Source organism: uncultured Paracoccus sp., from assembly GCF_947487305.1.
GTDB lineage: Bacteria > Pseudomonadota > Alphaproteobacteria > Rhodobacterales > Rhodobacteraceae > Paracoccus.
This window is the reverse complement of record NZ_CANKWH010000036.1, coordinates 1-14,481: the sequence shown is the minus strand read 5'-3', so window position 1 is coordinate 14,481 and position 14,481 is coordinate 1. Positions and strand designations below refer to the sequence as shown.

Sequence of the window (14,481 nt, the reverse complement as noted above, 5' to 3'; positions counted from 1 at the left end):
AGGTTGGTTCTCGCAACCCGACCCTACCGGGAAACCCGATGGCCACCGCAAGCTACACCACGTCCATGGACGTCACCTCGGGCTTGAACCGGTGGCGCCTCGATGGCTCACTCGTTGCCCTTGCCCGGGCGGCCATAGCGATCCCGGATCAGGTAATGCGACAGGAAACCGCTGAACAGGGTGGCTCGCTTGCGCGTCCCGTCCGGCAGGATCTTCGCCACCAGGCAGCGGTCGTTGTCGTAGAGCACAGACTGCGGAACCGCCCCGAAGAAGGCAAAGGCGTGGATGTGGTCGTCCACCCAGGCCTCGGCCACCGCCGCAGGGTAGGCCCGCACATAGCACGCGTCGCTGTGCGGCAGGTCCAGCACGAAGAAGTGGGCCTTCTGCTCAACACCGCCAATCCGGACCAGAGCCTCGCCGAAGTCGGCTTGCGCATGGCCAGGCGGATGCGACAGCGGCACGAACACTTCCTGCCCACGGCGTTCCCGCTCCCGAATCGTCGGCCTTGCCCTTGAACCGGTGGCGGGCTGGCGGCCTCCATCCTTGATGATCGTATAGCCGCCGCTGAAGCCGCATTCCTCGCGCAGCCGGTCAAACACCCGCTTGGCCGTATGCCGCTGCTTGCGCGGCATGGTCCGGTCCGCCTCCAGCCAGCCCTCGATGATCGGCCTGACGTCCGAGGGCAGCGTCGCCGTGAAGAATCTGGACTGGCAGATGGCCCCTATATCGGGATTATCGGACATCATCTTCGCAACCGTGTCACGCGAGATGTTGAACATCCGCGCTGCTTCCCGCTGGCTCATGCCTTCCGCGCAAGCCTGGCGAACTCTCAGATATAGGTCCACGCTGTAAATCCTCACGCCCTCCCTGCTGACGCAGAAAGGGAATAGGTGGACGACTTTTACGCCGCCCGCAGCAGCACCATGCCGCCGCTAACGTGGACTAATTTCGCACCGCCGTTCTCACCGGTGGCAGGGGCATCAGTGCGGCCCGCTCCTCGGCCCAGACATCGGCGATGGTGCCCGGCAGCGTGCCGTGCGGGGTCTCCTGCCACACCTCCAGGCAGCGCTGCTCCAGCCAGGCGTTCATCGTAGCAAGGTCGCAAAAGCCCGGCATCCCCTGCAAGACCTGGCGGCGGGAGTCCTGAACGTTCTTCTCGACCTGTCCGCTCGCCATCGGGCTTGAACCGGTGGCGCCACGATCGCTCGCCCCAGCCTGCGGCCGGATTGCAAAACTCCGGCTCGAAGACATAGTGGTTGGCCATGGCGAGGAAGCGGATGTTGACCTGCCGTTCCTTGCCGCGGCCGACACGGTCCACCGCCGTGCGCATGTTGTCGTAGATACCCCGCTCGGGCACGCCGCCAAACACACGGAACGCGTGCCAGTGGGCGTCAAATATCGAAGCCATCGTGGCGCCACCGGTCCCAGCCCGATGGCTGAGGTCGTGGGTCTGCAGCGGATAGGCGCGCAACAGAAAGGCCCGGCTATGCGACAGCTTGATATGCGCCACCTGAAGCTTGGTGCGATCATCAGCCAGATGCCCGTAGTCTTCGCTCCAGTCGAACTGAAACGCTTCGCCCGGCCGAAAGGACAGCGGAACAACGGTGCCGCGTCCCGTGGTCTGCTGTTCGCGCTGGCGATCTGTCCGCCATTGCCGTGCAAACGCCGCAACCCGGTTGTAGGAGCCGGTGAAGCCAAGTTTGACGAGATCGGCATGCATCTGCTTCAGCGTCCGCCGCTGCTTGCGCGACTTGCCGGCCTCCGTCTTCAACCAGCCAGCCAGCTTCTCGGCGAAAGGATCAAGCTTGCTTGGCCGATCCGGCGTCGCAAACTTCGGCTCGATCGTGTCAGCCGCCAAGTGCTTGGTGATCGTGTTGCGCGACAGGCCGGTGCGCCGTGCGATCTCGCGGACCGACAGCTTCTGCCGCAAGTGCATGCGTCGGATTATGTTCAAAAGTCCCATGTGGATCACTCCCGTTACCCCCGCCGCTCATCGCTTTGGGGAAAGGTTCACATGGCTCAATTCTCAGTGGAAATTACCCGCCTATCCGGCTCACTTCTGGGTGGAAATCAACATCTATGCCTTCCTGACCTGCGAACCGAATGCCGAGGTCCGGGCGATCCATCCAAAGGCGATGCCAGTAATCCTGACCCAGCCCGACGACTGGACGGCCTGGTTGAACTGGGCTCCCGCTTCGGAGCTTCAACGGCCCCTGCCCGACGGATCCCTAGCGTTGCTGGACGAGGCCCAGCTGACCTGACCAGGTTGACGACTCGCCATGACTACGTCAGCGACGCACCTCCGTGAGGCGACACTGCGCGATCGACAGCGCCGTGACATCCGCCATGCAGGACATTGATGGTCCAAAATCCGCCCTATGGGGACATCCTTACTGTCGTGACCACCGCGCAGATCAGCCAAGCCGCGCTTCATCATCGACAAGCTGCAATCGCGAGGGCCCGCCGGATGTCCAAACCCAAAGGACGAGATTCAGGTCTTCCGTACTTGCACCCTTTGCGAAGGATCGAACCTGCATCCCGAGATATCCAGCGGCCTTGAGCCGTTCTGCCAAGACCTTGGCCGGCGCCCTGCCCTCGGTCAGCATGCGCGTGCGCCAATCATCTGCCGCAAGGTCAGCCATGGTCATTCCATACCTTGCCAGTTCTGCAGCATCGGCCGCGTCGAAAATCGGACCAATATCGGCCTCGTAGGCGACAAGTGTCGTCGGCTGAAGGGTTCCGACCTGGTTTGCCTCTCGAAGGGCAGTGATGACCGATTGCGAGGTGTAAAGCGCAGGCATGCCCTTAGGATTGAAGCGCCCGCCACGTTTCCGCGCGCCCTCCCCTGACAACGGGTCACGGGCGTAGATCGGATTCAGTGCCCGGTAAAGCAGTCCTCGATAACGCATATGACCTCAGGCGTGGACGCCCGCATCGACGGCATCGATATAGTCCATCACCGCCTCGGCCTGCCCATCACGCACCAATTGCATCGCGGTCAGGCCACTAAATCCCGGCAGTGGTTCCGACCGATACCAGGCATAGGCGATCAAGGCCGAACCGAAGCGCGGTTCGACCCGGTTCAGGATCTCGACCATCTCGCGAAGGCGCTTCTGGGTTTTCGGACTTTGAACCCGGTCGGCACGCATCAACGCATCACGCCCAAGGCCGACGGTCCGCGCGACTTCATCCTTCGTCGTGCGCAGGATTTCGGCGATACGGGCAGGGGCAAAGAGACCATCTTCGGCGAAAGACTCGATCTGCATGATGAACTCCACCTATCTTGACAGGATATAGCGTCATTATGTGCGGCAATCAATACCGACACTGTCGTCCGGTGCACCGTCACGCCGCCTGCCCGCTCAGTCTGCCGTAGAAGCTGCGCTCGAGATGCAACTCCCCTGCCCCGGCCTTTTCGACCATACCGCGCAGATAGCCTCCCGGAGACGCGACTTCGCCCGCATTGTGCTTTTCGAAGACAAGTGCGAACGCCGCTGTCGCCACCTGCTTACCCAACCTGTCCTGCGTCACGTTCCAGGCATGCTCCGACACCCCGATCATTGGCCTGAGTTGGCCCGCAACCCGGTGAAGATCTCCCCAATCCTTGACAAACCCTTCCAGATTGCGCGCCCAGGACGCGAATTCCGGACAAGCCTGCAGGACCGTCGGCAGATCCAGCGCTACCCGCTTCTTGCTAACTTCGGCCACCCACTCTTCCAGCTCCCGATCAACCTGATCTTCGGGCTGAGCATTGTGCACCACGGCCGCGACTTCCTCATCTTCTGAGGAATTACTGATTACAGGATTAAGTTGGTTTGTAATTAGTATATGAGGGTCGGTAATGACCTCCCTGGGGTTCATTTCTTGAGTCTTCTCGGGCACTTGTGCCGTGGTTTCAGGCGTGTTTTCCACAGGCCCGGTGGCCTCAGTAGCCTTGAGATAGGCGGCTTCAACCCGCGCCTGAAGTTCCTTGAACCAACCGAGCAGTCGGGCAAGCTGTTCGGACGCTTCATGACGGCGCGGAAGCCGCTCCAGAAGCTCCTCGAAGAACCCCGTGAACTGTGTCCAAGGCCCACGCAGCGCGCTGCTGACAGCCGCCTCAATACGCGCGCGGATCATCCGGCGCGCCACCGTGATCTGACGCTTTAGGCGCTGGCAGATCTCGCGTTCTGCCAGCAATTCGACATGAAGCTCTTCAAACTCCTCGACGCGGGCTGCGAGTGGCGACAGATCGAAGCCGTAGGCCTCGAGGATGCGCCCTTCTGCGTCCCTGTGTCCCCACCGCTTGCCGTTAGGGCTGTCCTGAAAGGAAATCACGCCGATCTCGGCCAGACGCCGTGCATGGCGCTTGAGTGCGGAAAGCGAGAAGCCCGTCTGCTCCATCAGGTAGGCATTCGACGCCCAGACAATCGGGCGCTGCCCCTCCTCCCAGTCCTGGGCTTGGGTGAAGGCCCCGAGCGTGTCGAGGAGCATCATGTCTCCGGCCTTGAGGCCAATGTATGCACCGACCCGCTTCACGGCCACAAAGGCCCGAGTTTTGGGTACAGCGACCTGTTCACCGGCTTGGGCAAGCTGCTCTGCAATGCCAAGACCCGGTGTCGGCTTGCGCCAACCTGTATGTTTCATGCCTGTTTCTCGCCTCCAGTTATGTGGAGACAAAAGAAAGCCGTTCGCCGAGGTGGCGTTCTTGTTGACAGTAATTCGAGAGAGACCTATCTTGAAGGCGACCAAACCAATAAGATTAGCTCTCAGGCCCTCAGCTTGGGGGCTTTTCTTTTGCCTTTAGATCACATTTTTCCTTCTTGCTCGTTGCCTCATTGTATGGAGATGCAAATCTGGTCAGGCTTTAGCCCGCCGGTGGAACCTCCTTATCCTTGGCCAAGAAGTCGGCGATCAGATCGCTCAACTCCTCAAGTTTCTCTTGGCTCAGCGGTACGCTTGCGGCTTTGATCGAGAGATTGCCGTTCACTGACGTGAGCGAGAGATTGCGGCTCCCTACCTTGCGCTTGGCGGTGAGTCTCTGAGCGGACTTTCTGACTTGCTTCTTTGGTTTGCCTTCAAGGCTGACCAGCGCTTTTTGCAGATCCTGGAAGCTCATGTCGTATGGGTTCTTGAACGCATTCAAGATTTGATCTCGAGCGCCGAAAACGGCGCGGCCGCGCGACACGATACTCTCATGGACACCAATACGTGCCGCAAACGCCACCGCAGTAGTTTTCTCGCCGGAGTCACGAAGCGTCTCGTACATCTCTCCGATAGCCAGCAGGCGTTCGAAGGCACTAAGGTTTTCCCTTTCCTCGTTCTCCCGGAAACGAAGGAACAGCATCTCAAACTGCGAGTTTTCTGCGTCTCGCTTTTCTGGGGGCGCTAAGATTGCTCGGAGCTTCAGCCCCAGGGTCTTCGCTGCGGCATGACGGCGTCTTCCAGTCAGCATGATGAAGCGGATATGGTCGACGCCTGTCGGGTTCAGCGGGTCAGGCTTCCAATTCGGATCCTCTGGCCAGACTAGGATTGGTGTGTCTTGGCCGTTGACTTCGATACTCCTGAGAAGCGTTTGGAAGGCCTCTTGTGCCATCCAATCATCACGACGATCCGAACCAATCGGATCATCCACTTGTTCCGGTGAAATCTTAAGTTCGTGACGGCCGTTCAGAATATCATCGACCAGTTGCGCGCGCCCCTGCTCTACCGCTGCCTGCGATTGAGAAAGCGCGCCGGACTTCCACGCACTTCCCGCTCCCTTAAATGCGGCAGCTGTAGGATTCGGTCCAGCGTCCACCTTCGCGTCATCGTCATTGCCGTTCGGCTCAGTCGATTGGTTTAGGGCTTTCGAAATCAGCGACCTCGGGATAGTTCGCTTCATGCTGCGTTCTCCCCGTCATCGTCGTCATAGAACGTGTCCATCCAGGCATTCGCGTATCCACGTTCGAGGCCTGGCCATAGACGGCTGACAATCGCATCGTTCACCGCGTCGGCGTTCTCGATAAACCTATTGATACCTTTTCGTTTGCCAGGCGTGTCAGGTTCATATTCGTAAACGGACTGGTAAAGGTCTGAAGCGTTGGAAATCGCGTCTGATCGTAGGTAGAACACGGGCAGGATTTCCGTCGGGCAGTGCTCGAGAAGGTTGCCGATGTGGTTGAGATCCTGGCCGTTGGAACGCTGCACGATCGTTGGCAACAACATGTTGGCACCTGAGCCAATATCGATGCGCTCATGCGCTAAGATGTGCTGCAGCATGCCGAGTAAACCGGTGACAAAGGTCGACAGTGTTGCGATGTCGAACCCCTTCATGGTCTGCGGAATGACGAGGGAGGAAGAGGCTATCACGTTGTTAAGCTGGAAAAGCGTTAGCGCCGGTTGATAGTCGATGATGATGCAATCCAACGTTTCGTTCAGCGCTCGCTCGAGACGGAAAGAATCTACCTTTCCATCCGTCGCCAGTTCGTTTGGAGCTGTTGCAGGAGGATGCGCTTCTTTCCAGCAATCAATCGCATCACGAAGGTAGCGATAGAAGCTTTTCCCCGCTGGAGCTTCGCGAACCAAGCGCGCGATCTGAATCTCGCCTTCAGAGGTCTCTCCGTGCGCCGGCACCAATCGAAGTCCCGGCCAGGAAGTCTTCAAGAAGAAGCTATCCAGCACCTCCGCAGAGTGATCCGTGTACGGCGAATCCTCAGACTGGAAGAGACCCGCAAAGTCCACCATCGATGGCGTTTCCTCAGTAGGCATTTGAGTTAAAGCCTCACCGCCTACAAAGTACAGTGTGATCGTGCTCTGCGGATCCGCATCCATGACGCCAACGCGCATGCCGTAGTGAAGGCTGAGATACTGTGCGAAATGTGCAGCGCTGAGGCTCTTGGCGGTGCCACCCTTTTGACTGGCAAATGAAATAACAGGAAGCGGATCGCCCGGCTTGCGCCAAGCAAGATAATCAAAAGGTCGCTTTGCAGAGGCCGCCATCAAAGCGCGCATATGCATCAGTTCATTAAGATTGAAGACACGCTCGCGACCAATGTACTCACCCTTTGGAAAGTCATCATTGCCGTTCGCAAACTTGGTCAAGTACTGGATGCTGACGTTCAGGAAGCGTGCGCACTGTCGCATCGACCAAGTACGTTTGATACGATGGCGCAGCGTCAACTCTTTGTTGACGGCGACCATTGTGCGCTCCAGACCTCGTGACAGGTCGGTCAAAAACTGTTCTAGACTTCCGCTCATATCACTGCCCCGACTTCGGTTGATTCCGAGTTCGACTCGTTTCAACTCTGATAGTAGCACTATTACGGGCGCAATTGGAAGATACCACGCTCCTACCTGATTTCAGGAGTGCGATTAGAGGCAGTGAGAGCTAAAACCACCTAATCTTGAACGCGTTCAAGATCGTCTTGAGGGTGATTGGCCCGAAAAACGCCGGGCCCGATTCTGCAGATAACTCGGCTTCCTTGGACCCCTATGGGATGACGGCCAGTAGGGACAGATCGTCTTGGTTCGCGGCCTTGCCAAAGTTGGCGTTGAGGCCATGGTCGCGGAGCATCAACGTGAAGTTGTCGGCGCCGGTCTCCTTGTTCTGCTTCTCTCAGATACCGCCGCACTCGACCAGCTTTCCGCGCGGGGAGCTGCTGAGGACACAGTGCGTGGGAGCCATCAGGTTCGAGCTCGCGACAGTTTCAACCGTGAATTCGACGACGACGGTAGGGTCGAAATGAAGACGATGCCCTTGGCGGATCCGACGTCGGCGCCGGTGAATTTGGTTCAGTTCGTGGTCATTGCTCTTCTCCGTCTTCGCATTGCAATGATGGTCACCTTGCAGCTGGCCGAAGCACGACCAAACTGACTGCGAAGCGTTGCGGAGAGGAACAGGCGCCGGTCTTCTGCGTTCGCGCGGAATGACGCATCGCCAGGAGAAAAGTTCGGCGACACCCGTTGTCACGGATGGTCGGCGCGGAATTGACGGCATCGGTTGTCGATCAGATGAGCGCGGCAACAGGGCAGGGCGCGGCTGCCGTTGGACCCCGACATGCGACATCAAGGCCGCGCGGAATGCAGGGATGGCGCTGCTGGGCCACGATCAATCGGGCTGAAACCGCTCAAGCAAATCCGTCGCCGGGTTATCCTCGATCTCGACATCGGCATAGTATTTCTGCGCCTGCGCCGGATCGCGGTGCAGCGAGAGCTGCATGGCGGCGGCGAGCGGTGCGCCATCCAGCGCCGCCTGGGTCAGAAACCCCGAGCGCAAACCGTGCGGGCTGGCAAAGTCCCGCGGATAGCCGGCCAGCTCCAGCCGGTGCGCCACGATCTCCCGAAACCCGCCCGGCGTCAGGCGACGTTTCAGCACCCGATCGGCTTGGCTGACCGGGCGGAAGAGCGGCCCACCGGTGAGTCCGGCGGCCTCGATCCAGGCCAGCACCGAGCGTGCCGGAAACCCTTTCAGCGGCAGCCAGGGCGCCTGATCGGGCGTGGTCGTCTTGGTGTGCAAGAGGCGAATGCGGATCAGCCCGCGCTCCGCCATTGGCCGGGAGTCGATATCGTCGACGTTCAGCGCCGTGACCTCGGAGCGCCGGCGCCCGCCGCTGGCCCAGGCCAGCGCCAGGGCGGCGTGGTCGCGCAGATCGCGCCTCGCGCCAGTGCGACAGGTGGCCAGCATTGCCGTCAGCACCTCGCGGGTGATCGGATTTTCGGACTTGCGCTGGCGCGGCCGGGCTGCGGCCCGCCGCGCCTTGATGCGGGCTTCCTTGATCAGCGGCGCGTCAAAGGGAGAGCGAAGGTTCTTCATCCGGTGGAAGGCGCGCCAGCTGGCGATGCGTCTATCCAGTGTCGACGGGGCAGGGGCGGCGTATCCGCGCCTCAGTCCCGCGGCCACCAGAGCCTCGGCTGCCTCACGGGCCGGCCCGGTGGCGTCGCGCAAATCCCGCGCATGATCGAGGATGAAGCGCAGCGCCACCGCTTCTTCCTCGGGCCAGGCGAGTGCGGCACCGAAGGCCGCGGCCTTCCAGGCCCCGATATAGGCCAGGTCCTGTTCATAGGCGCGAAGCGTGTTCTCGGCCGTGCCACGGCGAAAGAGTTCGGCCAGGGCGTCCTGGTCGGCGGGCGTCAGCGAGGCGGGAAGGGGCAGGGGTTGAAGTCGTGACATCTGATTGCTATCATTGATAACGAATTGATGGAGAACCAGCCATGGCACAGCTGATCGTGCGGGATGTCGACGAAACCACGGCGCAGGCCCTGCGGCTGCGCGCGGCTGCCAATGGCCGCTCGGTCGAGGCCGAGCACCGGATGCTCTTGCGCGAGGTGCTGGGCACGCCCGGCCAGTCCGAGGACTTCGCAGCGGCGGCGGCCCGGTTGCGGGCCCGCCTCGATCGCGGCACCGACAGCGCGGCGCTGGTGCGCGCGGGACGGGACGCGCGCGCGTGAGCGACGCCGTTGCCGGTCCCGTCTCCGGACCCTGTGTGGTCGATGCCAGCACTGCGCTGAAATGGGTGCTGCAGGAAGAGGGCAGCGACGCTGCCGTCGCGCTGCTCGACGGACGGGTGCTTTACGCCCCGGCCCTGATCTTCGTCGAGGTCGCGAATGCGCTGTGGTCGGCCGTGCGGCGGCAGCGGCTGCGGCCGGAAGAGGCGGCGGATGCCCTCGACCTGATCACCCGGGCACCGCTGCGCCAGGGCGCAGAGGATGCCTCGCTGACGGCCCGGGCGCTGCAGCTGTCGCTGCTCCTGGATCATCCGGTCTATGACTGCAGCTATCTCGCCCTGGCGATGCGGCAGAAGGTGCCGGTGGTGACCGCGGATCGCCGCTTTGTCCGGGCCGCGGCGGCGGTGCCCGAGGCCGCGCCCTTCGTTCGCCTGCTCAGCGATTCTGCGGCGCATTGACGCTCTCTCCGACCGGTTTATCCGCCCGTGATAGCGGAATTTTCGCTTGATCACAACACTGTCGATAATGGCATCTTATCGACAGTAATGCACGCCTGAAAGGCATGTCTTCAGTGAACCGCAATACGGTGGTATTCTGCGGCTTAGCGACAGGATGGACAGCATGGATTGGGACGAAACCGACGAGGATTGGGACCGGATACCTCTGCCGAGGGCCGATCAGCGCCCGCTGATCCGGCCCGAGGCCTGGCGCAAGGCGGAAGCCGCCTGCGCCGGGCCGCTGGCCCGCGCGGCCCAGGCCATGGGCCAGGTCGACGGGGTGATGCAGATGATCGAGGGGGCTGATCTGGTCGCTGCGATCCGCCGCCGGCTGGCGCTGAACGAGGTGGGCATGATGCTCTGGGCGCAGGGCTGCCCGATCGCGCCCGACGACCTCGGCCGCGATCAGATGGATGCCGGGGCGGATCTGGATCTTGACGGCTTGCGGCTCGGCCGGTGGGCGCTGCGCCGACTGGAGGGGCAGGGCAAGCTCGATGACCTGCGCGGGTTTCTCGGGCTGCACGCGGTCGCGCGAACCGGCTTTGCCGGAGTCGACGGTCCGCGTCTGACCGGGGCGGAGTTCGATGCCGCGGCGACAGAGTTCGCCGGGTTCATGGCGCCGATTTCGGACCTGCATCCGATCACCCGCGCCGCCTCTGGCCGGGCGCTCTGGCGGCTCTGCGATCTCTCGCCCGAGGGCAATCTGGTGGAATCGGCGGTCTGGGCGGCACGGCACATGGCGGCATCGTCCTCGGCCCTGGTCTTCGTGCCGCTCGGCTCGGCGGGACGCCGGGTCTGGCCGCTCGGCGGGTCGCCGGCGGATCAGCTCGCCCGCTGGTGCGAGGCCGTGGCGGCCGGCAGCGCCGAGGCCCGGCACCTGGTCCTCCGGCTGCTGGACTGGCAGGACCGGGCCGGCCGGGCGCTTTCGCGGGTAAAGGGTGACAACGCGGGGCGGGTGATCATTGCCCTGGCCGCCGCGCCGCAGGCGCTGGCGATGGATCTGGCCGAACGGACCGGGTGCAGCCGCGATACCGTCGAGCGGATGCTGACCCGGCTGCAGGCAGCGGGACTGGTGCGGGACGTCACCGGGGGGCTGCGCTACCGGCTTTGGACGGCGATGCTGTGACCACGACGGCCAAAGTCCGGGCCCGATCGTCTGTGTCACGCGACGCGAAATATTCGGGTGAACTCGGTTGATCCTCGGTAGCGCGAAAAATATCGCGCAAAACCGGCGAGGCGTCTCGATCGAGTAGCCGATTTGCAACGGCACCTTTGCGACTGCCGAAAACGATAGATAGCAGAATTCCGGCGTCACTGATATGTAGAGCTACGTTCAGGCCCCAGTGGGCGGTGCATTAGCGACGGCACCGCCAATGTCTCGATGGCCACCGCGCACGTATGTGCAGTAGTTTTTTGATTGGAGGCAATTTTCGTGCCCAGCTATACCTATCAGATGCTGTATCTCGGCCAACTGGCCGACATGGATCCCACCGAGACCAACAACACCGCCGAAAATGTCGGCGGGGTCATGGGGAACCGGGTCTTTGGCAGTGCCGGGACGCCGCTCTTCTCGCAGAGCACGCAGGTCACGCTGAACGACAACCGGGGCACCGGCAATACCGTCTCGCTGAACCACAACCAGCCGGGCGGGACTGGGGCGCTGGACAATATCACCTACACGCTGAACGACACGACCTATACGCTGCAGGCGGATTCGACCATCCGGGTCTATAACGTCTCGGTGGTCCAGGCGATCGGTGGCGGCGCGACCCGGACGATCACCGTGCCGATCCGGCTGATCCAGGATGTGAACGGCAATGTCTTCCTGATGCCGCCGCCGGTCACCGGCAGCGAACCGGGCGAGCCGGCGATCACCGAGTTTCCGATCATCTCGGTGTCGGTCCCGAACAACCCCTCGAACATCAGCGATTTCGGCGGGATCACGGCGGAACGCAATCTGCTGCCCTTCCGCGATGGCTATGTCGATGGCACCGACGGCAACAACGTCATCGGTCAAGGCTATATCGACGGCGCCGGCGACCGGGTCGATGCCAATGACGCCATCCTGCCGGGCATGACCGGCAATGACGACTATATCCGCGCGGGCCTGGGCAATGACTCGGTCTCGGCCGGGGCGGGCAATGATATCGTCGAGGGCGGGGCCGGCACCGACACGCTTCTGGGCGAGGCCGGCAATGATACGCTGTTCGGCGGCGCTGGAAACGACACGCTGCGCGGCGGGGCCGGCAATGACAGCCTGAGCGGCGGGGCCGACAATGACCGGCTCGAGGGCGGGGCGGGCACGGACAGCCTGACCGGAGGCGAGGGTTTCGACACCTTCCTGGCCGGCGATGCCGATATCATCACCGATTTCAACACCGCGACCGGACAGAACATCGCCGATGGCAATCAGGCGAATAACGATTTCGTCGATCTGAGCGGCTATTACAACGCCGCCAACCTGGCCGCCTATAACCTGGCGAATGGCACGAACTATGCCACGCCGCTTGGCTGGCTCAGGGCCGATCAGGCCGATGGCGTGCTGCAATCCGCGGGCGGGCTGACCATCCGCAATGGCGGCTCGGCGGTGGCGGGGTCCAACCTGACCTGGGACAATACCAATGTCCTCTGCTTTGCCGCCGATGCCGGCATCCGCACCGCCTCGGGCGAGGTGGCGGCGGGCGATCTCAAGGTTGGCGATCTGGTCGAGACACGGGATGCCGGGCTGCAGGCGATCCGCTGGATCGGCGCGCGCCGGCTGGACGCGGCGATGCTGGCCGCGCATCCGAAGCTGCGCCCGATCCGCATTCGCAAGGGGGCGCTTGGCGCGGACCGGCCAACGGCAGACCTTGTCGTCTCGCCGCAGCACCGGGTCGTCGTGCGCTCGCGCATCGCCCGGACGATGTTCGGTGCCGACGAGGTGCTGGTAGCCGCCAAGCAGCTGTGCCAGATTGAGGGCATCGACGTCGCTCTGGAACTGGACGCGGTGACCTATGTCCACTTTCTCTTTGACCATCACCAGATTGTTCTGGCCAATGGCGCGGAAACGGAATCGCTCTTCACCGGTGCCGAGGCGCTGAAATCGGTTGGTCCGGAGGCGTTGGCAGAAATCTTCGCGATATTCCCTGAACTTCGCGCTCCTGAGCATGATCCTGTGCCGGCGCGGGAACTGGTGACCGGCCGCCAGGGCCGAAAACTGGCGATGCGTCACCTGCAGAACCGCAAGCCGTTGGTGGGAGAGGCCTGCGGAGAGGGCAAGACTGTGTGACCAGTCGCAAGGCTGTGGAGGACGTCTCACGGCCCGGGCGTGATCTCGGCAGAGAATTCAGCCCCGGAGTCTGCGAACGGAGGGGCAGGGGCTAACTGGCCGCGCGGTGATTGCAGGAACCGGGAAACCGAACTTTTGGGTAGCCACTGCCCGTCCCCGGCAAACCTTTCCACGTCCAATGTCAGGCATCTGCTACTCGCAACCACCCAACTGGAGCGTTGAAAACAAAAATGCCCCGCCAAAACAGGCGAGGCTTACTCGTTCCTCGGGGGGGACAGAACTATATCGCCACAATATGGCTTCGATAACAGCTTAGGTAAACTTGCCTGTTTGGACAGGCCATGTGTCAATTTGCCTCGTCTCGGCTGTTGAGGTTTACCGCGTCGCGCACCTGTATTCTACCGGATCATAGACGCGGATCGACAGGGAGAAGGAACCAGTTGGTTGCCATGCGAAGCGACCGCAGAAACCGGTCCTAACCGTGGCGAGATTTTCGTGGCTCATGTCCGCCATCGGTCTCTGGGCCAGCCTGATCTTGCCGCGCGGGCCAAGCCCGTCTCTGGCGAGGCGGTCACCGCAGGCGACGAAATAGGCTCGCAGTTCGTCATCGCTTGCCAGCGCCCCCCAATTTCCCGCCTCCTGGTCTACGCCGCGAATATCAGGCGCAGGCTCTCCGGCGCAAATGTCTTCCGGCACCGCCGACAGGATGAACCGCAGGTCACGTTCCTGGCAATCGGCGATGACGACGACCAGCCGTTCGATCGCCGCCGCTCGCCCAAGGCGCGCGGCGGGCTGAACGGCTTGATCAAACATCGTCAACCGCGACAGTTCACACCTCTTTGTCTAGGAATCCTTTTGGATACGTGGAAGTTGCATGGCAAATCCAGCGGACTGCTCGACTTGCTGTGCTAGGCCTAAGAGCTGGGCATCGCCCCCTGAGTGGGTTACAAGTTGAAGGCCGATTGGCATGCCGTAACTGTCAACGCCAACTGGAACGCAGATCGCTGGCAGCCCGTAGTAGTTGGCAAATGCCGTTTGTTCAGCGGACAGCCCTTGGGACGGATCGATCATTGCCTCGCTGACTCTCGGTATCCGAGAGGAGAATGTTGGAAGAACGAAGATATCGGCGTTCCGAAAACCTTCGATTGAAAATTTTTCCCGGTTTTTCTCGATTGTAGCGAATCCTTCTTCGCCCGGATCGCCAAAGGGCACCGGTGCTCTTTTGACCTCGTAACCTGTTGATTTCCACCCAGAACTGACCCGGGTTGGCGCGTAATTTCCATTGAGATTTGACCCATGTGACCCTTCCCC

14 protein-coding genes and 2 pseudogenes are annotated in these 14,481 nt (G+C 61.8%); 6 read left to right on the top strand and 10 right to left on the bottom strand.

The genetic code is table 11. The annotated features are described in order from the left end of the window. Nucleotides 1–110: 110 nt before the first annotated feature. Nucleotides 111–845 (bottom strand): annotated as a pseudogene (gene istA / locus Q1A36_RS20330) (IS21 family transposase); the annotation flags it as partial. A gap of 127 nt (nt 846–972) precedes the next feature. Further along, nucleotides 973–1,963 (bottom strand): annotated as a pseudogene (gene istA, locus Q1A36_RS20325) (IS21 family transposase); the annotation flags it as partial. Here istA (Q1A36_RS20325) and Q1A36_RS20320 point away from each other — a divergent pair. Further along, nucleotides 1,962–2,261 (top strand): hypothetical protein, encoded by a 300-nt coding sequence (locus Q1A36_RS20320; RefSeq protein ID WP_299847833.1) that lies wholly within the window; start codon nt 1,962–1,964, stop codon nt 2,259–2,261. The pseudogene istA (Q1A36_RS20325) and the gene Q1A36_RS20320 sit on opposite strands and share 2 nt — an antisense overlap. A 153-nt stretch (nt 2,262–2,414) precedes the next feature. On the opposite strand, the gene Q1A36_RS20315 is transcribed toward Q1A36_RS20320, so the two are convergent. The 5 genes from Q1A36_RS20315 to Q1A36_RS20295 all read right to left on the bottom strand — a co-directional run bounded on the left by Q1A36_RS20315 (nt 2,415) and on the right by Q1A36_RS20295 (nt 7,218). Then, complete coding sequence (locus Q1A36_RS20315; RefSeq protein WP_299847832.1) at nt 2,415–2,909, bottom strand: RES domain-containing protein; 495 nt, start codon at nt 2,907–2,909, stop codon at nt 2,415–2,417. 6 nt (nt 2,910–2,915) lie between these two features. Further along, entirely contained in the window at nt 2,916–3,266 is a 351-nt protein-coding gene (locus Q1A36_RS20310) for an antitoxin Xre/MbcA/ParS toxin-binding domain-containing protein (RefSeq protein ID WP_299847830.1), read from the bottom strand. Nucleotides 3,267–3,345: 79 nt separating this feature from the next. Next, nucleotides 3,346–4,626 carry a plasmid replication protein RepC gene (gene repC / locus Q1A36_RS20305; RefSeq protein ID WP_299847828.1) on the bottom strand — a complete coding sequence of 427 codons (1,281 nt, stop codon included), beginning with the start codon at nt 4,624–4,626 and terminating at the stop codon, nt 3,346–3,348. A 220-nt stretch (nt 4,627–4,846) separates the two neighbouring features. Then, entirely contained in the window at nt 4,847–5,863 is a 1,017-nt protein-coding gene (locus Q1A36_RS20300) for a ParB N-terminal domain-containing protein (protein WP_299847826.1), read from the bottom strand. Continuing rightward, the gene (locus Q1A36_RS20295) at nt 5,860–7,218 is read right to left on the bottom strand and encodes an AAA family ATPase (RefSeq protein WP_366141615.1); all 1,359 of its coding nucleotides are present in this window, start codon (nt 7,216–7,218) and stop codon (nt 5,860–5,862) included. Before Q1A36_RS20295 ends, Q1A36_RS20300 begins: the two co-directional genes overlap by 4 nt. 265 nt (nt 7,219–7,483) lie before the next feature. Between Q1A36_RS20295 and Q1A36_RS20290 the strand changes: the two genes are divergently transcribed. Further along, nucleotides 7,484–7,834 carry a hypothetical protein gene (locus Q1A36_RS20290; protein WP_299847822.1) on the top strand — a complete coding sequence of 117 codons (351 nt, stop codon included), beginning with the start codon at nt 7,484–7,486 and terminating at the stop codon, nt 7,832–7,834. A gap of 234 nt (nt 7,835–8,068) precedes the next feature. Here Q1A36_RS20290 and Q1A36_RS20285 read toward each other — a convergent pair whose 3' ends face one another. Beyond that, nucleotides 8,069–9,130 carry a tyrosine-type recombinase/integrase gene (locus tag Q1A36_RS20285; RefSeq protein ID WP_299847820.1) on the bottom strand — a complete coding sequence of 354 codons (1,062 nt, stop codon included), beginning with the start codon at nt 9,128–9,130 and terminating at the stop codon, nt 8,069–8,071. 41 nt (nt 9,131–9,171) lie between these two features. On the opposite strand from Q1A36_RS20285, the gene Q1A36_RS20280 reads away from it, so the two are divergent. The 4 genes from Q1A36_RS20280 (at nt 9,172) to Q1A36_RS20265 (ending at nt 13,170) form a co-directional block, all read left to right on the top strand. After that, nucleotides 9,172–9,408, top strand: coding sequence for a hypothetical protein (locus Q1A36_RS20280; RefSeq protein WP_036743548.1), 237 nt, complete (start codon nt 9,172–9,174; stop codon nt 9,406–9,408). Next, nucleotides 9,405–9,863: a type II toxin-antitoxin system VapC family toxin gene (locus tag Q1A36_RS20275; protein ID WP_299847818.1), complete on the top strand. Its 459-nt coding sequence runs from the start codon at nt 9,405–9,407 to the stop codon at nt 9,861–9,863. The genes Q1A36_RS20280 and Q1A36_RS20275 overlap by 4 nt, the downstream gene beginning before the upstream one ends. Nucleotides 9,864–10,026: 163 nt before the next feature. After that, nucleotides 10,027–11,028 carry a MarR family transcriptional regulator gene (locus tag Q1A36_RS20270; RefSeq protein ID WP_299847815.1) on the top strand — a complete coding sequence of 334 codons (1,002 nt, stop codon included), beginning with the start codon at nt 10,027–10,029 and terminating at the stop codon, nt 11,026–11,028. Between the two features lie 306 nt (nt 11,029–11,334). Further along, complete coding sequence (locus tag Q1A36_RS20265) at nt 11,335–13,170, top strand: Hint domain-containing protein (RefSeq protein ID WP_299847814.1); 1,836 nt, start codon at nt 11,335–11,337, stop codon at nt 13,168–13,170. A 375-nt stretch (nt 13,171–13,545) separates the two neighbouring features. Here Q1A36_RS20265 and Q1A36_RS20260 read toward each other — a convergent pair whose 3' ends face one another. Next, the gene (locus tag Q1A36_RS20260; protein ID WP_299847813.1) at nt 13,546–13,983 is read right to left on the bottom strand and encodes a hypothetical protein; all 438 of its coding nucleotides are present in this window, start codon (nt 13,981–13,983) and stop codon (nt 13,546–13,548) included. 30 nt (nt 13,984–14,013) lie between these two features. Beyond that, the coding region (locus Q1A36_RS20255) for an amidase family protein (protein WP_299847811.1) at nt 14,014–14,481 on the bottom strand (468 nt) is incomplete at its 5' end.